The organism is Leucobacter sp. UCD-THU, from assembly GCF_000349545.1.
GTDB classification, from domain to species: Bacteria; Actinomycetota; Actinomycetes; order Actinomycetales; family Microbacteriaceae; genus Leucobacter; species Leucobacter muris.
On the sequence record NZ_KB714602.1, the window covers coordinates 599,170 to 621,346 of the forward strand.

Annotated in this window: 16 protein-coding genes; 5 read left to right on the forward strand and 11 right to left on the reverse strand. The window is 68.1% G+C overall.

Going from position 1 to position 22,177, the window contains the following annotated elements:
• Positions 1–4: 4 nt before the first annotated feature.
• The 5 genes from H490_RS25925 to H490_RS32870 form a co-directional block, all read right to left on the reverse strand.
• The gene (locus H490_RS25925; RefSeq protein WP_017884398.1) at positions 5–2,254 is read right to left on the reverse strand and encodes an acyltransferase family protein; all 2,250 of its coding nucleotides are present in this window, start codon (positions 2,252–2,254) and stop codon (positions 5–7) included.
• A 118-nt stretch (positions 2,255–2,372) separates the two neighbouring features.
• Positions 2,373–3,263, reverse strand: a complete 891-nt coding sequence (locus H490_RS25930; protein WP_017884399.1) for a glycosyltransferase family 2 protein — start codon at positions 3,261–3,263, stop codon at positions 2,373–2,375.
• Complete coding sequence (locus H490_RS25935) at positions 3,251–4,906, reverse strand: glycosyltransferase (RefSeq protein WP_017884400.1); 1,656 nt, start codon at positions 4,904–4,906, stop codon at positions 3,251–3,253. Before H490_RS25935 ends, H490_RS25930 begins: the two co-directional genes overlap by 13 nt.
• Positions 4,907–4,951: 45 nt before the next feature.
• On the reverse strand, positions 4,952–6,940 hold the full coding sequence (locus tag H490_RS25940) for a DUF6541 family protein (protein WP_017884401.1): 1,989 nt from the start codon (positions 6,938–6,940) through the stop codon (positions 4,952–4,954).
• Between the two features lie 3 nt (positions 6,941–6,943).
• The gene (locus tag H490_RS32870; RefSeq protein ID WP_017884402.1) at positions 6,944–7,684 is read right to left on the reverse strand and encodes a hypothetical protein; all 741 of its coding nucleotides are present in this window, start codon (positions 7,682–7,684) and stop codon (positions 6,944–6,946) included.
• A 279-nt stretch (positions 7,685–7,963) separates the two neighbouring features.
• Here H490_RS32870 and H490_RS25950 point away from each other — a divergent pair, with 279 nt between their 5' ends.
• Positions 7,964–8,845, forward strand: coding sequence for an ABC transporter permease (locus H490_RS25950; RefSeq protein ID WP_017884403.1), 882 nt, complete (start codon positions 7,964–7,966; stop codon positions 8,843–8,845).
• Positions 8,846–8,859: 14 nt separating this feature from the next.
• On the forward strand, positions 8,860–9,609 hold the full coding sequence (locus H490_RS25955) for an ABC transporter ATP-binding protein (RefSeq protein ID WP_017884404.1): 750 nt from the start codon (positions 8,860–8,862) through the stop codon (positions 9,607–9,609).
• A 74-nt stretch (positions 9,610–9,683) separates the two neighbouring features.
• On the opposite strand, the gene H490_RS25960 is transcribed toward H490_RS25955, so the two are convergent.
• Genes H490_RS25960 through H490_RS25970 form a run of 3 tightly spaced genes read right to left on the reverse strand, consistent with a single transcriptional unit; the run spans position 9,684 to position 12,685 of the window.
• Positions 9,684–11,636 carry a DUF6541 family protein gene (locus tag H490_RS25960; RefSeq protein WP_017884405.1) on the reverse strand — a complete coding sequence of 651 codons (1,953 nt, stop codon included), beginning with the start codon at positions 11,634–11,636 and terminating at the stop codon, positions 9,684–9,686.
• Positions 11,633–11,977, reverse strand: a complete 345-nt coding sequence (locus tag H490_RS25965; protein WP_017884406.1) for a DUF2304 domain-containing protein — start codon at positions 11,975–11,977, stop codon at positions 11,633–11,635. Before H490_RS25965 ends, H490_RS25960 begins: the two co-directional genes overlap by 4 nt.
• Positions 11,978–11,986: 9 nt before the next feature.
• Positions 11,987–12,685, reverse strand: a complete 699-nt coding sequence (locus tag H490_RS25970) for a glycosyltransferase family 2 protein (protein WP_017884407.1) — start codon at positions 12,683–12,685, stop codon at positions 11,987–11,989.
• 143 nt (positions 12,686–12,828) lie between these two features.
• On the opposite strand from H490_RS25970, the gene H490_RS31150 reads away from it, so the two are divergent.
• Together H490_RS31150 and H490_RS25975 are read left to right on the forward strand one after the other, a co-directional pair.
• Positions 12,829–15,198 (forward strand): hypothetical protein, encoded by a 2,370-nt coding sequence (locus H490_RS31150; protein WP_193743406.1) that lies wholly within the window; start codon positions 12,829–12,831, stop codon positions 15,196–15,198.
• A 47-nt stretch (positions 15,199–15,245) separates the two neighbouring features.
• Entirely contained in the window at positions 15,246–16,424 is a 1,179-nt protein-coding gene (locus H490_RS25975) for a glycosyltransferase family 4 protein (protein ID WP_041205414.1), read from the forward strand.
• Here H490_RS25975 and H490_RS25980 read toward each other — a convergent pair.
• Genes H490_RS25980 through H490_RS25990 form a run of 3 tightly spaced genes read right to left on the reverse strand, consistent with a single transcriptional unit; the run spans position 16,421 to position 20,499 of the window.
• Positions 16,421–17,662: a glycosyltransferase gene (locus H490_RS25980; RefSeq protein WP_017884410.1), complete on the reverse strand. Its 1,242-nt coding sequence runs from the start codon at positions 17,660–17,662 to the stop codon at positions 16,421–16,423. The two genes, H490_RS25975 and H490_RS25980, sit on opposite strands and share 4 nt — an antisense overlap.
• Before the next feature lie 48 nt (positions 17,663–17,710).
• Positions 17,711–19,486: an ABC transporter ATP-binding protein gene (locus H490_RS25985; protein ID WP_017884411.1), complete on the reverse strand. Its 1,776-nt coding sequence runs from the start codon at positions 19,484–19,486 to the stop codon at positions 17,711–17,713.
• Between the two features lie 50 nt (positions 19,487–19,536).
• On the reverse strand, positions 19,537–20,499 hold the full coding sequence (locus H490_RS25990; RefSeq protein WP_152424264.1) for a hypothetical protein: 963 nt from the start codon (positions 20,497–20,499) through the stop codon (positions 19,537–19,539).
• A 340-nt stretch (positions 20,500–20,839) separates the two neighbouring features.
• On the opposite strand from H490_RS25990, the gene H490_RS25995 reads away from it, so the two are divergent.
• Positions 20,840–22,147, forward strand: coding sequence for a glycosyltransferase (locus H490_RS25995; RefSeq protein WP_017884413.1), 1,308 nt, complete (start codon positions 20,840–20,842; stop codon positions 22,145–22,147).
• Positions 22,148–22,177 lie beyond the last annotated feature (30 nt).

Here is a 22,177-nt window from a genome sequence, read left to right on the forward strand (position 1 = left end):
GAGCTCAGACCACTGAGAACTCGGGGTCGGGCAGCGGTTCCTCCGATTCGTCGGCCGGCGCCTCCTCCTCGCCGGGCTGCGCGTCCTCCGCGGCCGGATCCGCGCCCGCGGACTCCCAGCTCAGCGCCTGAGCGATCGCCGCGAGCAGCCGCTCCTCGAGCGCGGCACGCATGGTCGCGGTGTAGGCGATCGTGAGGTGGTTGTCGTCGAGGTAGACGTTGACGTTGCCGATGACGGCCTTGCAGACATCGTCGGGGCAGATGAGGTCGGTCATGTCGACCGCCGCCACTCCCGCTCCCACGACGGCCTCGAGCGGGTTCACCGCGGCGAGCGCCTGCGAGCGCTGCACGTCGCACTCGTCCGCTTCGCGCGCCTGCTCGACGCAGACGTAGTTGTCGAAGGTGAATCGGGGGTTGTCGCGCAGCAGCACTGTCGCGATGCCCTGCTGCCGGAGGATCTCGAGGGTCTGGTCCTGCCCTTCGACGAACCGCTCCTGCTCGCCCGCGTCGAGCTCGGCATCCGGGTCGGTCGGCCACGCGGTGGTGCCGACCGAGATGACGAGGTCGGGTGAGAACTCGGTGAGGAACTCCATGAGTTCCACGTTCCACTGCAGGCACTCCTCGCCGAAGGCGGGATCGGCGTAGAGGTCGGCGCTGCGAAGGGTGAACTCGCAACCTCCCATGAGGGGCGAGACAAGACGCCACCCCTGCTCCTCGGCGATCTCGCTGAGGGGCACGAGCCACTGCTCGGGGTGGGAATTGCCGACCACCGCGATGGTCATCGACGGGTCTTCGAAGCCGTTCTCCGAGCACCGGTCGCGCATATTGTGGGAGAGGAAGGGCAGGTCCGGCGAGTTGCAGTTCTGCGGCAGGCCACCCCACTGCGCGTCGAGCTCGGTCGGCAGCGGGATGCGGGGCGCGCTGTCATCCCATTCACCGTTCCAGTCGGGCAGCAGCACCGCGGCGCCCGGGTTGCTGCGCAGCAGCTCGGCCTGCGACACGTCGGCGAGGTCGCGGGCCTGCTGGGCGGCGGAGTGCTGCAGCGCTGTGAGCGGCACCGCGACCAGCGCGACGGAGAGCAGGATCACGAGGAAGCCGCGCACGTCGCTGCGGTTCGCCCACTCGCTGCGTCTCACGCGCGCGTCGACGAGCCAGGTGAGCAGGCGGGCGAGCGCGATCGAGACGAGGATCAGCACGAGCCCGCCGACGAAGCCGAGCGGCTCACCGCGGCGGGCGATGAGGGTGAGCACGAGGATCGGCCAGTGCACGAGGTAGAGCGCGTAAGCGTCGCGTCCGAGTGCGAGCACGGGCTTCGTCTCGAGCAGCACCGAGGGGCCGAAACCTCGTTCGTCGGAGGCGCCGGCGAGGATGATGGCGGCGACCGCGAGCACCGGCCACAGGGCAAGATAGCCGGGGAATCCGCCCTGTACGTCGAGCACCATGCCGCAGGCGAGGAGGGCGACGAGGCCTCCCCAGCCGATGACCGCGCTGAGCACGCGGGGCAGGCTGATCCAGGGCAGCACGATGGCGAGGACGGACCCCGCGGCGAACTCCCACAGGCGAGCGCCGGTGTTGAAGTAGGCGCTCTCCTGATGCGCCTGCGTGGTGATGACGGAGTAGGCGAGGGATGCTGCGAAGAGGAGCAGGAAGCAGACCAGGGCGACCAGACGCACACTGCGGCGGCCCAGTGCCCACCGGATGAACGCGATCGCGGCGAACAGCAGGGGCCAGAGGAAGAAGACCTGGCCCTGCACGGAGAGCGACCAGAAATGCTGCAGGGGGCTGGCGAGCGATGTGTCGGCGTAGTAGTCGACCGACTCGGCCGCGAGCGCCCAGTTCTCGTAGTAGAACAGCGATGCCCAGGCGTGGCGCCAGAGGTCCTGGTGGCCGGAGGCCGGCAGCACGAACGAGCCGGCGACGACGGTCGCCGCGATGACGACGGACGCGGCGGGCAGCAGGCGCTTGAAGGTGCGGATCCACTGCCCGACGACTGCGAGGGGCCGGCCTGCCTCGAGACGGCGGATGAACGATCCGGTGAGGAAGAACGCCGAGATCATGAGGAAGGCGTCGACGCCGCCCGAGACGCGATCGAGCCAGACGTGGTAGACCACCACGAGCAGCACCGCGACGGCGCGCAGGCCGTCGATGTCCTTGCGATACCGCGGCGCGGAGGTGCCGCTCGCGGGTCGCGACCGGGGTGCCCGCTCCGCGACAGGTGTTCTCGGCGCCGACGGCGCGAGGGGTGGAGCAGGCATCATTCAAGTATTGCATCGGACGCGGCCGAGCGAACTGAACAGCGTCCAGAGAGCGGTCTTGCTCGACGTGTTCGAGCGGCGCCCCGCCCCGTCGGCCGGTCGACGAGAGTCGAGCGGTCTACACCACCCGGTCGACCTGCGGGTCGAAGCGGAAGCCCTCCCAGAGCTTCTTGATCATCTGCTTCTGCAGCCTGCGCTTCACCCGGCCGCGGCGCATGCCGACGACCACCTGCGCCGCGAACATGAAGAAGTGCGGCAGCGATTGGTGGTGCCGTCGATAGGACGCCTGATTGCGGATGCCGTAGGCGAACTTCCAGGCGTTCTTGTCGTCGATCATGCCGAAGTTGACGCCCTGATTCACGCCCATGTCGTGCACGGTGACGCTGTCGAGCACCTGCACCCCCGCGCACTCCTTCGAGAGTCGCAGGGTGTACTCGGCGTCGTCGAACCAGATGAAGTACTCCTTGTAGGGCAGCCCGTAGCGCTCGATCGCCCAGCGGGGGATGAGCACCGAGACGAACGAGCAGCTCGTCACCATGACCGAGTTCTGACCGATCGCGAGCAGCCGGCCCCAATCCCACGTGGGCACGGGGTTGTTCATCTCGCAGATGGTGCCGTCGATGTACTTGACGACCGAGCAGGCGAACGGCATCTGCTCGCCGAGCTCCGACGCCGCCGCGTCGAAGCCAGCGATGAGCTTCTCGAGGGCGTCGGGCTCGGGGTAGCCGTCGTCGTCCATGATCCAGACGAAATCGGCCCCGAGCTCGTAGCCCCGCCGCATGCCCGCCGAGAAGCCGCCGGCGCCGCCCGAGTTGGTGGGCAGCGACACGATCTCGAGATCCAGACTCGACTCGAGCGATGCGAGGTAGTCCCCGGTGCCATCGGTCGACGCATTGTCGACGATCACGAGCGACGAGGGCGCGTGCGACTGCGCCTCGATCGAGGCGATCACCGTCTTGAGCTTGTCGAGCCGATTGAACGTGACGACGACTGCGGCTACGCGTGCCATTGTGCGAGGGTCTCCTTCATCCATTGGTGTGCGCTCTGCAGGTCGCCGAACTCGGCCACGCGGTCGCGCTGCTCGGCCCATCGCAGCTCGCGCAGCTTCTCGCTCGCCGCGAGTCTCGACACCGCGCGGGCGGCGGCGGTGATGAACGGTCGAGCCGGGCGGGGCGCGAGCATCTCGCCCTGCACGATCGTGCGCTGGGATCCGACATCGGCCGAGAGCACCGGCACTCCGGCGGCGACGGCTTCGAAGGTGGTGAGGGTGAGGCCCTCGTTGATCGAGGTCACGACGAGCAGATCGGTGCGCCCGAGGGTGTCCGAGACCGGGGTGTCCTCGTAGCGCTGTTCGATGACCCCGCGCAGGCCGAACCGGTCGATGAGACCATCGACGATGTCGCGCATCTCGCCATCTCCGTGCATGATCGCGTGGAACGGCTCGCCCGTCTTCCGCAGGCGGTGCACGAGCATCAGGAACACATCGGGTCGTTTCTGGCGCGAGAGCCGCCCGACGAACGAGACCGTGAACGGTGCTCGGGGGTCCCGCGGTTCGAATCTGCTCGTGCCGTCGACCGTGAGCGTGGTGAGGGGCGCGAGCGCGATCTTGCCCTCGTCGATGCCCTGCACCTCGGTGAGCCAGCGCACGAGCTCGGGCGAGATGGCGTGGTGGGTGTCGATGAACGCGTCGTACTGCGCCGCGATGCCGGGGTAGCCGCCCCCCAGGTACTCGACGATGTGCAGCGAGTCGGCGACGGGCAGCTCGGGGCGGTGGCGCTTGATCCACGGCAGGCTGAGGTAGAGCCACTGGCAGTGGTGCAGCGATGCCCCGACGAAGCGGAAGTTCTCGAGCAGGGCGTGCGCGAGTGCGATGTCGAGCCGGTGGAGATGCTCGCGGAAGCTCAGCGCGACGACGACGCAGCCCTCGAGCTCGGGACGGGTGAGCCAGGGGTGCACGGAGTTCTGATCGGTCACCACGACGGGCAGCAGCCCGGCGTCCTTGGCGAGCTGGATCGACTCGACGGCCCAGCGCTCGGCGCCGCCGGTCTGCAACCAGTGCAGACCGAAGAGCACCGCGGCCGGGGCGTCGGCGGGAGGCGCGGCCGGCGCGTGGGGCCAGGCGTCGATGACGGGGGCGCTCTCCTCGGCGGATCGGCACTCGGGATAGCGGGGCAGCGGGCCCGAGATCGCCCGCTCGCGGCGGCGCATGATGGTCTCGCGCACGGTGTCGAGCACCACCGGTGCGCGGCGCTCGAGCTCCCGGTAGACGCGTCGGGGGATCGAGGCAGGGGCCGGCGGCTCGGTGGTGGCGGGGGTGGCGTCGCGGTGACCCAGCCGGATCCACCGAATCACCGGCCGGTCGGGCGGTGACGCCTGGATCGAGCCGACCGCGAGGCTGCGAGCGTGCACCGTCCGGTGCGGCTCGCCGTGCGCGATCGCGGTGCCGTCGACGGTCGACCCGTCGGTGAGCGCGGGCATCTGCGCGATCTCACCGATGCCGACGCGCAGCTCGAGGCGGGCGCCCGGGTTGCGCAGCGCGTGATAGTTCGCGGCGGCGACGAGCTGCGCGCGCTGCAGCTCGGTGAGTTCGGCCGCAGCGGCTTCGTCGGCTGCGGCGATATCGAAGAGCGGCGAGCGGTCGATCGTGTTCATTGACTCCACAGCTTAGCCGGAGTTGGCGGGGAGGCTGCCCGGCCGTCAGCCGCCGAGCCCGCATGAAGTGATCCGGAAGAGCTTCGCCTCGCCCTGCTGATCCACGAGCTCCGCTGCCGGATTGCCGTCGAGGTTCTCGATCCCCGGGTACTCATGGCGTCCGCTTTCGACCTCGCGCGTGCCGAAGTCGAGCACGAACCGCACGCCGGTGCGCTGCAGCGCGTCGCAGACCTGAGGGCTGTCGGGCTCGAACGCGAAGGAGTAGAGGATGAGTTCGGCGTCCTCGTCGGGAACCGACTTCTGATAGCTGAGCAGCACCGGGTAGCCGGCGAGCGCGTACGCGTAGGAGGTTCCCGTCCAGGGACTGCCGGCGATGACGGCACCGTCCGGGACGTGCTCCGGGAGGCGGGCGATGAGGGCGCGCTCGTCGTCGGAGAGCACGTTGTTGACGGGCACACGGCCCTCCTCGGCGCGACCGCCGAGGAGGCGTCGCTCGTCGGGCGGCATCGCGTCGATGTAGGCGGCCGATTGGCCGTCGTGCACGAGCCGCAGCAGGGGCACGAAAGCGGGATAGCCGGTGGTGAGCAGCACCGAACCCAGGCAGACGGCCGTGATGATGCCCGACCCCGCCCGGCCGAGTCGCGATCTGGTCAGCACGCCGCTCAGGCTGTCGACCGCGAAGACCGCGAGCGGGATCACGGTCACCACCAACTGTGCGCCCAGGCGGGGCACGTCGGCGAACCAGGCGTTGACGATGAGCCTGAGCGACTGGTCGGAGGCTCCCGCGGTGATGATGTACAGCGCGGCCGACACGATCCACATGAGGGCTGCCGCGAGACCCCATCGGTCGCGGCGCATCACGGCGAATACGATGCCGATGACCACGAGCGCGGCCATCGCGAGTGGCAGACCGGCCCCGAGGATCGACGACGTGAACGCTTGGAGCACCGCCTCGGGCAGCGAGGTCTGGGCGGGCCACCACCACGACGTGCGGAACCTGATGAAGATGTTGTAGCCCACGAGCAGGAACAGGATCAGCAGGGCGCCGCGCCGTGCCCGCTGCGCCACGGTCGCGCTGCGCCAGTTCGCGACGAAGGCGACCACGGCGATCACGGCGCAGAGCACCAGCAGGCTGGTGAACGCCGAGGGGTGCGATAACGCGACGGTGCCCGCTCCGAACAGGGCGAGCGCACCGAGCAGCCGCAGGGGGGCGATGCGTTCGCCTCGGATCAACCCGACGAATTGCAGGGCGGCGGCGACGGCCGCGGGCAGCACCGCCATGCCCAGGAAGAACGGGTAGAGAATGCCGTAGGCGAGGGTATTGAGCGGGAAAGCCGGGAAGGCCGCCGCGAGAACGCCGACGGCGATCGAGCTCGTCGGGGTCGTTCGCACGAGCTGTCGAGTGAGCAGCATGATGCTCGCGGGCCACACGAGCGCGACGACGACCATGTTGAAGGAGTTGATCGCCAGGGGGATGTCGGAGCCGCCGATGAGGGCGACGAGCGAGACCGCCGCGTGCCAGGCGCCGGGATAGTAGCTGCCGGTGTCAGCGGGATTCGAGTACGACGGCAGATGGAACGGCGATACGTTCGCGGTATCGAGGGCGTAGCGCAGAGCGCCGTGGTGGAAGACGGAGTCCCACGACTGGGAGACGGCGTTCGGGTCTCCGATGCCCACGCAGCCGATGAAGAGCAGACCCGCGCCGGCGAAGGCGAGCGACCCCGCCCCCCACCCCCACCGGGTCGTGCGCTCCTCGGGATCCGAGAACCGGGCGCGCAGCACCAGACGGCCGATGAGCACGATGAGTGCGCTGAAGACTGCTGCTCCGATCGCGGCCGTGCCGAGCGTCCACGGAAGTCCCGCCCACGGCATGGCGATGGCGAGGACAGCATAGGCGCCGATCGAGAAGACGGGTGCGAACGCCCAGCACCAGAGGCGCCGCAGGCCGAGAAAGTAGCCGGTGGCGAGACCTGGCAGGTAGAGCACGACCACGCTGGCGAGCATCAGCGGAATCGCGCCCAGCCACGACAGCATGTCCTAACGGCCCTCGGGTTCGATCTGCAGCGGCTTGAGGTCGTGCTGCGTGCTCCACCACTCGAGGTCGGCGGCGAGGGGGGATCCCTCGCCGAGTTCGAGTGCCTCGTCGAGCAGGAGATCCCCGTCCGCGTATCGCTGCTGCAGCAGAGCGACCTCGGCCTCGTCGATGCCGAAGCGCTGCATGCCGATCGTGTTGACGCCGCGCAGCCGCGCGGGGGAGCCGAAGGCCTTCGCGTAGGGCGGCACGTCGCGCGCGATGGGCGTGCCCATGCCCACCATGGCGCCTGCGCCGATGATGCGGCGCTGGTGGATCGACGCGTTCATGCCGATGTTGACGCGCGGGGCGATGAGGCAGTGGCCTCCGATGCTGACCCCGGCCGAGACGGTCGTGCCCTCGCCGATCAGCACGTCGTGGGCGATGTAGGCCCGAGCCAGGATCCAACTGCTCGCACCCACGGTGGTCTCGCGATAGCTGCCCTGGTGGATCACCGCGTTCTCGCGGATCACGGCTCCGCCGCCGATGCGCACTCCGGCGTGCTCGAGGTCGCCGGTCCAGGCGGTGTTCTGCCGCAGGTTCGACATCTCGGGGGGAGCGCCGATCTGGGCGCCCGGGCCGATCCAGGCCCCGTCCTCGATCGTCGCGGGGCCGAGGATGACGGCGCCCGGGCCGATCGACACGTTCGAACCGAGTTCGACGCCCTCGCCGACGTAGGCGAGCGGGCTGATCAGCGTTTGGCTCATCGGAGCATCTCCAGGTTCACGACCGTCATCGGAACGGCGCCGTGCCTCGCGAACGATGACGGCGCCGAGTACAGCCGGGAGTCGGTGCCGAGCGCCGAGCGGGGGTCCCGCGTTCCCGATGTCCTGCTGCTCATTGTAGAGGGGTGCGGTCCGAGACCGCTGGTGCGGCCCTGCCGCGGGCGACCAGACGCCTCTCATGGCCGATTTGGTAAACTCGGGCGGTTACCTGAACTCACGTCAGGGGGCGGAACGAGCGCGCAACGCGCTGAAGGAGGAAACGTGGCACTGAGCGCGGCAGAGGGGGCCGGAACGAACCAGAGCGGGTTCAACACCCCCGGACAGGGGCGCGGCCTGCTCGAGGTCTTCCGCTGGCGATACCTGCTGCGCCTGCTGGTGCGCAAGGAGACGTCGACCCGGTACCGCAACTCGGTGCTCGGGTGGGTGTGGTCCTATGTGCGCCCCGCGGCGCAGTTCATCATCTTCTACCTCGTCATGGGCGTGTTCCTGCAGATGGCGCGCGGCATCGAGAACTTCGCGATGTATCTCTTCTCGGGCATCATCGTGATCAACTTCTTCAGCGAGGGCTTCTCCAACGCCACGCGCTCCCTCGTCGACAACGCCCACCTCGTGCGCAAGATCTACATGCCCCGCGAGCTGTTCCCCGTCGCGGCGGTGATCGTGTCGTTCGTGCACTTCCTGCCACAGGCCGCCGTGCTGCTCGTGGTCGCCCTCATCTTCGGCTGGTTGCCGCTGCCGATGTACCTCGGCGCCGCAATCCTCGGCATCCTCATCGTCGGCCTCGCCGCCACGGGCCTCGGCCTCTTCTTCGGCTCCCTCAACGTGGCGTTCCGCGACGCGCAGAACTTCGTCGAGCTGATCCTGATGGTCGCGGTCTGGGCCTCGCCCGTGCTCTACTCCTGGCAGATGGTCGCATCGCAGGTGCCCGAGTGGCTGATGTGGATCTATCAGGTCAACCCGCTGACGGCGGGTGTGGAGCTCTTCCACCTCGCCTTCTGGGATCCGGTGACGGCGGGCGCCCACTCCCTGCCCGACAACTTCTGGACGACCGTGTGGATCGCCACCGCCATCACGGTGGCCGGCGTGCTGATCGGCCAGTGGGTGTTTCGTAAGATCGAGCCGCGCTTCGCGCAGGATCTGTGAGAGAACGACAGCATATGGAACAGCATCAGCCGGCGATCGTCGTCGACCACGTCAGCAAACACTTCTCGCTCAAGCACACGCACTCGATGAAGGAGGCGTTCATCGGGTGGACGAAGGGCAAGAAGCTGCGCTCCGACTTCACGGCCCTCAACGACCTGAGCTTCGATGTGGCCGAGGGGGAGTCGGTCGCGCTGCTCGGCTACAACGGCTCGGGCAAGTCGACGATGCTCAAGATCATGTCGGGCGTCATGCCCCCCGACGAGGGCACGGTGATGACGCGCGGCCGGGTCGCGGGACTCATCGAGGTGGGCGCCGGGTTCCACCCCGACCTCACCGGGCGCGAGAACGTGTACCTCAACGCCGCGATCCTCGGCATGAAGCAGCATGAGATCGACGCGATCTTCGAGCAGATCGTCGACTTCGCCGAGATCCGCGAGTTCCTCGACCAGGAGGTGAAGTACTACTCGTCCGGCATGTTCATGCGCCTCGCCTTCTCGGTGGCGATCCACGTGGAGTTGGACATCCTGCTGGTCGACGAAATCCTCTCGGTCGGCGACGCGCCGTTCCGCGAGAAGTGCCGCCTCAAGTTCCAGGAGATGATCGCGCAGAACAAGACCATGGTGGTGGTGAGCCACGACATGGAGATGGTGCGGGAGCTCTGCGGTCGCGGCATCGTGATCAAGCGGGGCAAGAAGCACTTCGACGGCCCGATCGAGCAGGCGATCGAGTACCTCGGCTCCGAGGACTACCAGCTGGCCGAGTAACCGGCGTCGCGCCGGTTCAGCGCTGGCCGACGGAACTCTCTCGGCGAGTTCGAAGCCGACGATCCCCGGCCGGGTCAGCCGCACTCCACGCGGTAGAGCGCGGCCTCTCCCTCGCGATCGACCTCGTGCAGGATCGGGTTCTGCGACACGTGGCGCAGGCCCGCGAACTGCTGCGAGTTCTCGGCGGCGTAGGTCGCGAAGTTCGGGTCGCCGAAGTCGAGCACGTAGTCGATGCCGAGCCGGTCGAGGTAGGTGCAGGCCGAGGGGCCCATATTGCGCAGGTCGGCAGCGATCGCGGCGGCGTCGGTGTCGTACTGAGCCGCCATGTGCGGGAAGAGCAGTGCGCGGCCGGAGAAGGCGTACGCATAGGCCGAACCGTTCCACGGGTCGCCCGCGATGCGCGCCCCCTCGGGTACCTCTCCGTCGAGGCGCTCGAGCAGCGCGAGTTCGTCCGAGGAGAGCATGTCCGGCTCGTCCTTATCGGGGGGACTCGTCGAGAAGAGCCCGCTCATCCAGCCGATCTGGCTGCCGATGTTGGCGCCGCGTGCGCCCGTCACGAGGATGGCCGCGACGGCGAGCAGCGCGATCAGCGGGTACCACGAGCCTCGGACCCGTGAGGGCAGCGGTGAGGGGAGCCGGGCCAGGCCGAGCCGCAGCGCGTCGAAGAGCAGCATGGCCGAGACGGCGGCGAGGGGCACCGCGGCCACCGGCAGCAGCGCGGCGAGCCGCGCCGCGTCGTTGTACCACGCCACGGTGAAGGCGTCGCGCAGCGGGCCGGTGAGGCCGATGGCGATCGCGTAGAGCAGCACGGTGAGACCGTACGACAGCACGATCCAGCGATGGCGCTTCCAGAGCAGCAGCAGCGCGGCACCGGCGAGCACGAAGAGCGAGACGAACCACGCCTTCGCCGGGATCAGCGGCGCGTTGGAGAGCGCACCGACGATCCCGGTCACCACCCCCCCGGCGTACCGCTTGTCGCTGTCGGTGTTCTGCACGACGATCCACATCGCGGCGATGACCGCGAAGGTGGCGAGCACTCCCGACCACCGGTACATGCGGGCGCGCAGCGGCAGCCCGCGGCGGCCGATGCGGGTGGCGTAGGCGACGATCAGCGGCAGTACGAGCACGGCGTAGCCGTAGACGCCGTTGGGCTGCGCGAACGCGGTCGCCCCCAGTGCTCCGAACGCGCCGACCCAGAGCGCGGCTCGGGGCGCGGGGTCGGTCTGCAGCGGTGGCCGCAACGCGAGGTGCGTGAAGCCGAGTGCGATGGGTACGAGCGCGTTGGCGAGCACGTTGGGATAGAGCACCCCCCACGAGAGCAGCAGGTAGGGGAACGCCGAGGAGGTCGCGGCGAAGATCCCCGCGAAGAGCAGCCCGGATCGGCGGCCCGCGAGGAATGGAGCTGAGAAGAAGAGCACTGCGACGGGCCACACCCACGCGGCGACGACGACGGTGACCGCGTTGGTCGCGAGGGGTACCGAGGTGCCGGTGAGGCCCGCCACGATGGCCACGATCGAGTGCCACAGGGTCGGGTAGACGGCGATGGTCTGGTGCGGCACCGCCATGTTCATGTGGAGCGGCGAGGCGTCGCCCGTCTGCATGATGAACGCCGCCGCGTTCAGATGGAACACGGCGTCGTAGGTCTGCGAGACGTTCTCGGGCGCCTGGATGGCGCGCACGATCTCGATGGAGATGATGCCGCCCGCGAGCAGCACGGGCAGCGCCACGAGCAGCCGGCCCCGCGAGAACGGGCGGCCGGTCGCGGGGGTCGGTAGCCAGCGCCGTACGACGAGCGAGACGACCGCGAGCGCCGCGGCGCACACGAGCACGGGCAGGAGGCCCCAGCGCACCCCCGCGAAGGGTGCGACGAGCGATGCCACGGCGATGATCGCGAGGGAGGCTGCGATGCCGCCCGCGACCAGCCCGAGCCCGCGCAGCCGCAGCGCGTAGGCCGTCGGCAGGCCGGGCAGGGTGACGAGGGCGGTGGCGAGCAGCAGTGACGGCACCACCGCCAGCCAGGCCGTCAACGCTGTTCCTCGCGCGTGCGCGCCTCGATGAGAGCCACCGCGCGCGCGAGCTCGGTGACCCTGGCGTCGCTGCGGGCCTTCGCCCGCACCGTGGCGACCGCGAAGATCAGCACCATGATGATGAAGACGTAGAGCAGCAGGTCGGTGCCGCGACCGATGCCGAAGAAGTTGGCGACGACGGTGAGGGCTGCCGGGAACAGGATCGCGAGGGCCGCCACGATCACGAACAGGATCGCGAAGATGCGCTTGAGGGCGAGCGATCGCTCGCCGGGGAGGAACTTGACTGCGAGTGCGGCGGCGATCACGACCGCGGCGATGAGCAGGAGCTGGAAGATCGTCATCGTCTTCTCCTAACGGATGATCAGGTCGATGAGGATGTTGACCGAGTTGAGCAGCGACTGGCCCTTGGCCTTCGAGTAGTCGCTGTAGATGACCTCGACCGGCTGCTCGGCGTAGGGCAGGCCCGTGCGGCCGAGCTGCACCACGATCTCGGTGCCGTGCGCCATGCGGTCCTGACGCAGCTTGATGCGGCGCAGCGCATCCTCGCGGATCACGCGCAGCCCGTTGTGCGCGTCGGTCAGGCGTGTGCGCGTGGTGAGGTTGGTCACCCAGACTGCGGTCTTCAGCACGATCTTCTTGAGCACACCCGGGTCCGTGCGGTCGTCGAGGAACCGGGATCCGAACACGATGGCGAGATCCTCGGCCCGCGCGCGCTCCAGCATCGCCTCCGCGTCTTCCACCCGATGCTGTCCGTCGGCGTCGAAGGTGACGACGAAGCGTGCGCCGCGCTCGAGCGCGTACTCGAAGCCGGTCTGCAGCGCGGCGCCCTGCCCCAGGTTGATGGGGTGCGTCACCAGGCTCGCTCCTGCCGCCTCGGCGATCGCCCCCGAGCCGTCGCGCGAGCCGTCGTCGATGCACACCACGTTCGGGAATACCGATCGGAGATCCCGAACCACCCCTCCGATGACCTGTGCCTCGTTGTAGAGCGGGATGACGACCCACGCATCGTCGTTGGCGGTGCGCGGGGCGCCTGAGGGGGCAGGGTTCATGCTGACCATTCTGGCAGACCCGCACGGGTTGCGCGCCGAGCTTGGGGGTCAGCCGTTGGCATGAACCCTCTGTCACGATTAGGCTGAATCAGAACGTTCAGCAATAACTTGAGGCTTTGATGCTTCGGGATGAGGGAGTACCGATGCGAGCCCAGAGCAAATGGCGCGGATTGCGCGCAGCATCGATCGCGGTGTTCGCCGCCGCGGCCTTCGTGATGTCGCTGCTCGTGCCGAGTCTCGCGGATACCCCCGCGCAGGCGAATCCGTCGGCGGGTTTCGAAGCGGGGAACATCATCGACGACGCGCTCTTCTACGACGGCACCGCATGGAGCGCCGGCCAGATCCAGTCCTTCCTCGACCAGCGAGTCCCCCGCTGCACGATCGGCGATGCCGGCCGCGAGGCCTATGCTCCCTACGGCAACACGACGATCGCGGGCGCGTGTCTCAAAGGCTCCCTGTGGACCACCGCGCCCCGCCCGGCCGACTCCTACTGCAGAGCGATGGCCGGCGCCACGAACGAGAGCGCGGCGAGCTACATCGCCCGCGTCGGCGCTGCCTGCGGTATCAGCCCCAAGGTGCTGCTCGTGATGCTCGAGAAGGAGCAGAGCCTCGTCACCGACACCTGGCCGACCTTCCGGCAGTACGACTTCGCGATGGGGGCCTACTGCCCGGACAGCGGGCCGGGAGGCTCGGCGAACTGCGATCCCGGTCGCGCCGGCTTTCCGAACCAGCTCTACAACGGCGCACGCCTGCTGAAGATCTACAAGGCGTTCCCCAACAGCTACAACTACAAGCCGTTCCAGTCGAACCGCATCCAGTGGCACCCGAATGCGGGTTGCGGCACCTCCGATGTCTGGATCGAGAACTGGGCCACGGCGGCACTCTACATCTACACTCCCTACCGCCCGAACCAGGCGGCGCTCAATGCTGGCTGGGGTACCGGCGATGCGTGCTCGAGCTACGGCAACCGAAATTTCTACAACTTCTACACGACGTGGTTCGGCAGCACCCACGGCATCACGGTCGATGAGACGTTCGTGAACTTCTACAACGAGGCCGGCGGCGTCGGCGGCCTCTACGGGCGCCCGCTCGCTGCCGCGACTCACGTCGGCATCGGCAAGATGCAGGAGTTCGCGGGTGGCACGCTCTACTGGAACCCCTACGCGGGCATCGGGTCGGTGAACGGTGCGATCCGAACCCTCTACAACCAGATGGGCGGAGCGTGGAGTGCGCTCGGATACCCGATGGGGCGGGAGGGGTATGCTCACGGCGGGGCGGTCCAACAGTTCGAGCGCGGCACGGCCTATTGGACCGCGCGCACGGGCGCGTCCGCAGTGACCGGCACGATCCGGGGCCTCTATACCCAGAACGGCGGCCCCGCCGGAGCGTTCGGCTTTCCGAAGGGTGTCGAGAAGACGCAGTCGGGTGGTCTGCGGCAGGAGTTCGAGGGCGCGACGGCCTATTGGTCGCCCCGCACCACGGCTGCGGCGGTGAGCGGTGATATCCGCACGATGTATCACGCTGCTCGTGGCGCGAACAGCGAGATGGGTTTCCCGAAGAGCATGGCGCGTGCGCAGTCGGGCGGTCTGCGNATCCGCACGATGTATCACGCTGCTCGTGGCGCGAACAGCGAGATGGGTTTCCCGAAGAGCATGGCGCGTGCGCAGTCGGGCGGTCTGCGACAGGAGTTCGAGGGTGCGACCGCGTACTGGTCGTCGCGCACCGGAGCTGCGGCGGTGAGCGGCGACATCCGCGCCATGTACCACGCCGAGCGGGGCGCGAACAGTGAAATGGGCTTCCCGAAGCAGGCTGCGCGGTCGCAGTCGGGCGGTCTGCGGCAGGAGTTCGAGGGCGCGACGGCCTATTGGTCGCCCCGCACCAAGTCGGCTGCGGCGGTGAGCGGTGATATCCGCACGATGTATCACGCTGCTCGTGGCGCGAACAGCGAGATGGGTTTCCCGAAGAGCATGGCGCGTGCGCAGTCGGGCGGTCTGCGNGCTGCGGCGGTGAGCGGTGATATCCGCACGATGTATCACGCTGCTCGTGGCGCGAACAGCGAGATGGGTTTCCCGAAGAGCATGGCGCGTGCGCAGTCGGGCGGTCTGCGGCAGGAGTTCGAGGGTGCGACCGCGTACTGGTCGCCGCGTACGAACGTGGCCGCAGCTGTGAGCGGCGATATCCGGGCCCTGTATCACAGTCTCTATGGCGCGAACGGCTCGCTCGGCTTCCCACTCGGGCCCGTGACCGAGCAGAACGGCACGCGCACCCAGCGCTTCGAGGGCGGTTCCATCGTGTGGACCGCGCAGCGCGGTGCCGAGGTGCAGGCGAGTGCCGGTCGACTGCTGATGAGCGAACCGCTGCCCGACGCCGCATCCCCCGAGACCGAGCCGGGGACGGAATCCGAGCCGCCCGCCGAGCTCGACGAGCAGCCCGCTCCGGAGACGGAGGACGCTGCGCGTACCGAGGACGAGACGCCGCTCTCGAATGAGGCTCCCGCCGCCGCCGCAGAGTAAGATGGAGCTCGGTTACTCGGGCGGCAGGAGAGGAGACGCGGAGGAGCGTGCGTGTTGCAATTGCCAGTCGTATCTTCAACCCGGAGCCGAGCGCTGCTTCCTTCCGGCTTGAAGCGCTAGCAAGGGCCTTCGCCGATCATGGGCACGACGTCACCGTTTTCACCAGCACGATTCCGCGCGAGCGACGAGGCGAAGCGGCCTCTTTCGCTCAGCGCACCGCGTGGATGCGGGTGCGCCGCTTCCCCGTCGTGAGAAACCGGTCAGGCTACGTGCGCGGGTATGTCCCATATCTGAGCTTCGACATCCCGCTCTTCTTCCGGCTGCTCTGCAGCAGGCGCTTCGACGTCATCATTACCGAACCGCCACCTACGACGGGTGCGGTGGTGCGCCTCGTCGCGGGCCTGCGCCGGGTGCCGTACATGTACTACGCCGCAGACATCTGGGCGGACGCCGCCCAGCAGACCGCGTCTGCCGCGTTCGTGGTGCGCGCCGTGCGCATCGTCGAGCGGTGGGCGCTGCGCGGTGCGAGCGCAGTGCTGTCGGTGTCCGATGGCGTGACGGCGCGACTCGCGGCCCTCGGTGCGAGCGATCGTGCGCTCACCATCGGCAACGGCATTGACGTCGAAGCGTTCAACTTCACCGGTGAGACGGAGTCTGATGAAGATCCGCTGTTCGTCTACGCGGGCACCAGCTCGGAGTGGCACGGCTCCGGCATTTTCGTCGAGGCCTTCGCCGAGGTGCTCCGCGAACTCCCGGAGGCGAGGCTGCTCTTCATCGGAGGCGGCTCGGAGAGGGATGAGTTGGAGCAGAAGGCCCGACGCATTGGGATCGAGGGCTCGGTCGACTTCCGACCCTCGGTGGCCCCCGCTCAGCTCGCAGAGATCCTCAGGCGATCGACCGCGTCCCTGGCCAGCCAGCGCCCCGAGGTCGGCTACGATTACGCATTCCCGACGAAGCTCTACGCCTCTGCGGCGTGCGGGACGCCGCTGATCTTCGCCGGCAGCGGACCTGCGGTCGAGTTCGTCGCGAGCGAGGTCGACGGGACCCCGATCGGGCGGGCCGCCGCATACACGCCGGCGGCTGTCTCCGAGAGCATGATCGAGACCGTGCGGCACGCCGCTTCGCGGGATCGCCGACTCGCGGTAGCGAAGTGGGCGCGCAATCAGGTCGCGATCAGCCGACCCGCCGAGTTGGCGGTGCGTCGTGCCGAGGAACTGCTGAGCTAGCTGCGTCCCACCACGGCGCGCTCGATCGCATCGAGCATCAGCCGACTCTGCGCCTCTCGCGTGAAGAGCGTGGTCGCCTCGTTCTCGACAGGGGCCGACACCCGGCCGGTGCGCTGCTTCTCCTGCGCGTGCAGCCAGAGATACTCCGCGATCTGCTCCGGGTCGTTGCTGGTCATACCGAGACCGTGGTCGCGGATGAGCAGGGCCGGGGCCCCGCTCTCGTAACCGGTCATCAGGATCGGGCGCCGGGCGCCGATGTACTCGAAGATCTTGCCGGTGTACACCCCGACAGCGCCGGGATCGTTCCAAAGCAGTAAGAGGAGCAGATCCGAATTCGCCTGGATGGCGAGCGACTCCTCGTGTGTGACCTTGCCTCGATAGTGCACGACCTTCTCGAGACCGAGCTCGGCGGAGGCTCTGAAGACCGGTCCCGGTGGCGGACCGTAGAACTCGACCTCGATCTGCGCCTCGGGGTGCGCGTCGAGCAGCTTGCGCACTCCTTCGAGGAAGGGGCGCGGGTCGCTGCGCCGGGGGGTCACCCAGCCGCAGTAGGTGACGCGCAGCTCCCGGCCGCTTGGGTCGTAGGGCAGCTGCTCGAAATCCTTTGGATCGAAGCCGTTGGTGACGACCTGAGCCGGAAGGCGGTACCGCTCGCGGAGTTCCTCGACGAGGGGTTCGCTGACGCTGCTGAGCAGTACGGCGTTCTTCACCAGACGCTTCTCCGCGATCCCATCGATCTTGCGGCGCAGGCTGCCGAAGGGGTAGTAGGTGCTCATCGACAGCAAATCTCGGTAATCGACGACGAGTGGCGCTCGGAAGTGGCGCGCCAGCCGCGAACCCGCGATGAGCGAGCTGAACGGCCCGACGCTGGCCACCACCACGTCGGGGGCCCACTCCCAGCGCTTGGCGAGAGCGACGGCCTGCCGACCCCATTTCCTGAACAGGTCCGGCCACACCAGCGCGAGCGCGCGCGTGTAGGCCTCGCTTGCCAAGCGGTAGAGGAGCGATGCTCTCGCCTTCGACGCGGTCGACGCGGACGGGGCTGCGCGCGGAGTCCCCGCGCGGTAAACGCTCAGCAGAGGATCGGAGGGCTCGGCGAGGCCCGTCGCCGACGACTGCTGGGTGAGTACCCGCACCTCGTGACCCGCGCGCGCCCAGTGCTCGGCGAACTTCGCGATGCGCACCGCTGCGATCTTGTTCTCGGGCGGGAAGAACGGGCAGACGAGGAGGATGCGCAAGACGGGCCTTCCAGTGTGAGAGGGGGCAGCGGGGCGGAGACCGAGTTCCTATAGTAGCCCGGCCAGTTCGGCCTGACGTTTGAAGGCCGGAAGCTGTCCGACGACCTCCTCGAATGTGCCGCTCGCGAGGATTCGGCCCTCGTCGAGGTAGCAGACCTGATCGTACTCGCGGATCGTGGCGAGGCGATGTGCGACGGTGATGAAGGTGATGCTGCCCTGCAGGCTGTGCATGGATTCGACGACGCGGTTCTCAGTCGCGGTGTCGAGCGAGCTGGTGGCCTCGTCCATCACCATGACCAGAGGATCGGAGTAGAGCGCTCGCGCGATACCGAGACGCTGCTGCTGGCCCCCCGAGATCGAGACGCCCCGCTCACCGATCGGCTCCTCGATTCCGCGGTCGCTGGCGAGTTCCGCCACCTGGGCACGTTCGAGCGCCTGCATCACGAGCTGCGGCTCGTAGTCGTCCTCCCAGGTGAGGGCGACGTTCTGCGCGATCGACCCGTTGAAGAGGGCGACGCGCTGGGGCACGTACCCCACGCGATGACGCCACTGCTGCAGCACGCTGTCGAGGGGGAGCCCGTCGATGGCGACCGAACCCGAGGTGGGGGTGCTGAGCCCGAGCAGGATGTCGATCAGCGTCGACTTGCCGGCTCCCGACGGACCCACGATCGCGAGCGTCGAGCCGATGGGAATGCGGAGGTTGAGTCGATCCAGCACGTCGCGATCGCTGCCCGGATAGCGGAAGCTGACGTCGCGGAGTTCGAGCGCCCCCATGCGCTCGGGCAGCAGGGCCGTGTCTGGAACGGTGCGCTCCACCCTGTCCGAGTCCGGGTCGCGGGTGAGTTCCTTGATCACGTCGTTCGCGTAGACCTCGTTGGCAGACGCGCTGGTGACACTCGCCTGCACGGCGTTCATCGCCGGGATCATGCGGAAGCCAGCGGCGGCGAACAGCGAGATCGCCACAGCGGTCTCCGGGAGCCCTCCGCGAAGATATGCTGATCCGCCGACGACCAGGAAGCCTCCGATGAGGGTGGCCTCGAAGACGTACTTCGGGATGACACCGAGGAAGGCCATGTTCGCGCGCGAGCGCGTGACGATCTCACGGTTCTTCTCGATGACCCGGCCGGCCTCGTCGAGCTTGCCGCGCAGTGTCACCTCCTTGAGCGCGTCGACCATCTCGGTCATGATCGTCGCGACGCGGTACGCATAGTTGCGCCCGCGGGTCCCCTCGACCTTCGCGCGGCGCGAGACGATGAGTTGCATCGCTCCCGACACCGCCGAGAGATAGACGAAGGCGATGAGCGCGGTCCAGGGCTGAGCGACCACGAGCACCACCAGCACGGCTACGAACGTGAAGGCGTTGCCGGGCACTTGAGACAGGGGCAGGATGAAGCCCCGGTTGGCGGCGCCCATCGACCCGTCGACGATGCGGGTCACCTCGGCGGTGCTGAGCCTGGAACGCCGTTCCCAGCTCGAGTGCGCGTAGCGGTCGAAGAGCCGCGTGCCGAGATCGAGTTCGTAGCGGGCGAATCGTCGTGTGGCGCGCCAGTGCAGCAGCATCGCGCAGGCGCTCTTGCCGATGAAGAGTACGCAGATGAGGGCGACGATCCACGGCGTCGCGGTGTCCGGGAGCTCTCCGATGTAGGGCAGGGAGAGGGGGCTGTTCGACGCCAGTGCGGTCGCCGTGACCACGATGAGCGCGAGTGCGGCCGTGTCGAGGATCGCGAGAAGGCCGGTGAAGATCGAATACCAGATGTAGAACGGCCGGGCATCAGGGGGGAGGACGCGGAAGAGGCCTCTGAGCGTGCTCAGGATCGTCTTCATCGCAGCCTCAATTCCTCATGATGTGAACTCCGAACAACAATACAAGTTGGTCACTGTGTCCTTGAGGTGTGCTGATCGAGCCACTCGGCGAGAACCGCTCCGCTTCGCGAGCCGCCGTGGAAGCGACGCACGAATTCCGGTCCGGCCGCGGCGATCCCGAGGGCGCGGGTCGGGTCCTCGACGATGCCCAGGAGAACCTCCGCGAGCGATTCCGGCGTCGCTTCCACGATCGGCAGTTCCTCCCCGGTGAGCTCCCGGGTTCTCCGCCGCACCTCCTCGGAGATGTGCGCGACGACGATCCTTCCAGCTGCGAGGCCTTCGCACGCGGCTACGCCGTAGTTCCCGGTTCTGAACGAATCGAGCACGACGTCCGTGTTCCGGTAGACATCGGGCATGGCGGAGTGCGGAATCCCGCGGACGACCTGGTAGTCGATGATCTTCTCCGCGTGCAGCCGTTGGAGGGATTCCTCGATGAGGTCCGTCCCTTTGATCCCGGTGCTCGGGGCATGTGCGACGCGTAGGGGGAGGCCCGCCGAGAGCGGCGGATCGCCGGCCTGCCAGACATCGGCCTCGATGACCACCGGCAGCCAGTTCGATCCCTCGACTTCGGACAGTAGGCCCACCGTTGAAACATAGACGGGGAGGCCGGTGCGCTCGACGAGTTCGCGGCTGCGATCCGCCATACCGCGGCATCGGTCCCGCAGTTCGCGGTCGACTGCGAACGGAGAGTGCCGTTCCTTCTGCGCGTGGATGTCGGGGTCTCGGATGTCGCTGCCATGGAACAGTAGAGCGCAGGACACTCCGGTGCGTCCCAGTTCTTCGAGTTGACGTGCCGCGTCGGAGTCGTACAGCCCGCCCAGGAACGGTCTTGCGGATTCCAGCAGAAGGCCCGTGTATCCCTGCAGCGCCCGCAGCTGGCGATGCTGCCATCTGCGGGAGAGTCTGCTGTAGACGCTCGGAACCGTCTGGTCTGCCGGATACTCGAAGGAATCCTGACCGTAACGGATTTTCATGCTCGTCGCGCGGGTCTGCGGGCGGGCGGACTCGAGCGCCCTCGCCCAGCTGTCCGCCTGACCGGCGTAGTTCGTCGGCCCGATGAAGACCCGATCCGCGTCTCCGCCCGAGGGGGCGATGGTGGGGAAGCGGTCTCCGTGCAGTCGCGCGTTCAGCAGACGGGCGGCTGCGCCGAGTACCTGTCGCGGGGTACGAGCCTCCACTGGGCCTCCTGTCCCGGCTGGGCGGCGTCGGATCCGGCGCTCGGCGCACAAGCCGTCTGATGGATTACTATTTTAGATCCGGTTGCCTCCGAGGACGGCGCATGCAAGGCCGGAGCGTGAGGAGAGTGCATCGATCATGGCAGCGCACGGCGATCGGGCTGCGAAGCAGCCCGAGAGGACGCTGGTCTTCTTCACGAATCTCTTCCCCTACACACCGGGTGAGGAATTCATCGAGGCGGAGATCGGCTTCCTCGCGGACTCGTTCGACCGAGTGGTCGTCGTGCCGGTGGCGCCCTACCAGAACCCTGGCGAGGTGCGTGAGCTGCCAGAGGGCACGTTCCTCTTCACCCCCGCCGCCCTCAACCCGCAGACCACGAACCTCATGAGGGTGGCCGCGTTCGGCTTGCGTCACCCCCTGACCACGGCTGCAGCGGTCGCGCGTGCGCTGCGTCGCCTCCCCCGCCTGCGCCGGTGCCTGGAGGACTTCAAGCTCGACCTCTTCTCATGCATGGTGATCGAGAGCGTGCTCCCGCAGCTGACCGAGACGCTCGAAGGGCGGCAGCACTGCGTTTTCTACAGCTACTGGATGCACGCCCCGGCGCGGAGCGCACTGCAGCTGCGCCGCAGGCTGAGGCGCCCCGGCATTCCCGTGGTCACGAGGGCGCACGGCTACGATGTCTACTCCGAGCGTAAGGCGATCGACTACCTCCCGCAGCGCGAGCTGCTCTTCGCGGGGGTCGAGCACGTGTTCACCGCATCCGAGCACGGCCGCGACTATCTGCGCGCCCGGTATCCCCGTTTCGCGGGGAAGATCGACACCAGCCATCTCGGAGTGACCCCCGCAGCCGCGCCCCACAATGCCGCGCGGGACGAGCGGCACATCGTCACCTGCGCCTACCTGAGGGAGGTCAAGCGGATCCCGCTGCTCATCGACGGCATCGCCGAGCTGCAGCGACGGGGCATGCAGGTGCGCTGGACCCACCTCGGCGGCGGGGAGGGCTCGCACGCCGATGCCGTGCGAGCGAAGGCAGCGACACAGCTAGCCCCGGGGTCTTTCGAATTCGTAGGAAACCTGTCGAACGACGGGGTGCGGGCATGGCACGCAGCGCACCCCGCCAGCGTATTCGTGAATGTGTCAGAGTCGGAAGGGGTGCCGGTCTCGATCATGGAGGCCCTCGCGCAGGGACTGCCGGTCGTCGCAACCGATGTGGGAGGCAACAGCGAGCTCATCGACGTGGCGGGGGGCATGTTCGACGGTCTGCTCCCGTCGAACGCGACGGCGGAGGACATCGCCGATCGAATCGAGACGCTGCTCGACGCCCCCCAGGAGCAGTACCGCGCCTATGCCGCTGCGAGCTTCAGCCACTGGCAGCGCAACTGGTCGAGTGAGAAGAACTACGGCGACTTCGCGCGGTACCTGCAGGCCCTTGCCGCACGAGGCTGAGCGTGCCGCAGCTATCCAAAAGGGCATGCC

Coding starts and splice junctions, on each gene's coding strand:
- H490_RS25925 (WP_017884398.1), bottom strand. CDS start 2,254: ATGCCTGCTCCACCCCTCGCGCCGTCGGCGCCGAGAACACCTGTCGCG.
- H490_RS25930 (WP_017884399.1), bottom strand. CDS start 3,263: ATGGCACGCGTAGCCGCAGTCGTCGTCACGTTCAATCGGCTCGACAAG.
- H490_RS25935 (WP_017884400.1), bottom strand. CDS start 4,906: ATGAACACGATCGACCGCTCGCCGCTCTTCGATATCGCCGCAGCCGAC.
- H490_RS25940 (WP_017884401.1), bottom strand. CDS start 6,940: ATGCTGTCGTGGCTGGGCGCGATTCCGCTGATGCTCGCCAGCGTGGTC.
- H490_RS32870 (WP_017884402.1), bottom strand. CDS start 7,684: ATGAGCCAAACGCTGATCAGCCCGCTCGCCTACGTCGGCGAGGGCGTC.
- H490_RS25955 (WP_017884404.1), top strand. CDS start 8,860: ATGGAACAGCATCAGCCGGCGATCGTCGTCGACCACGTCAGCAAACAC.
- H490_RS25965 (WP_017884406.1), bottom strand. CDS start 11,977: ATGACGATCTTCCAGCTCCTGCTCATCGCCGCGGTCGTGATCGCCGCC.
- H490_RS25970 (WP_017884407.1), bottom strand. CDS start 12,685: ATGAACCCTGCCCCCTCAGGCGCCCCGCGCACCGCCAACGACGATGCG.
- H490_RS25985 (WP_017884411.1), bottom strand. CDS start 19,486: ATGAAGACGATCCTGAGCACGCTCAGAGGCCTCTTCCGCGTCCTCCCC.
- H490_RS25990 (WP_152424264.1), bottom strand. CDS start 20,499: ATGAAAATCCGTTACGGTCAGGATTCCTTCGAGTATCCGGCAGACCAG.
- H490_RS25995 (WP_017884413.1), top strand. CDS start 20,840: ATGGCAGCGCACGGCGATCGGGCTGCGAAGCAGCCCGAGAGGACGCTG.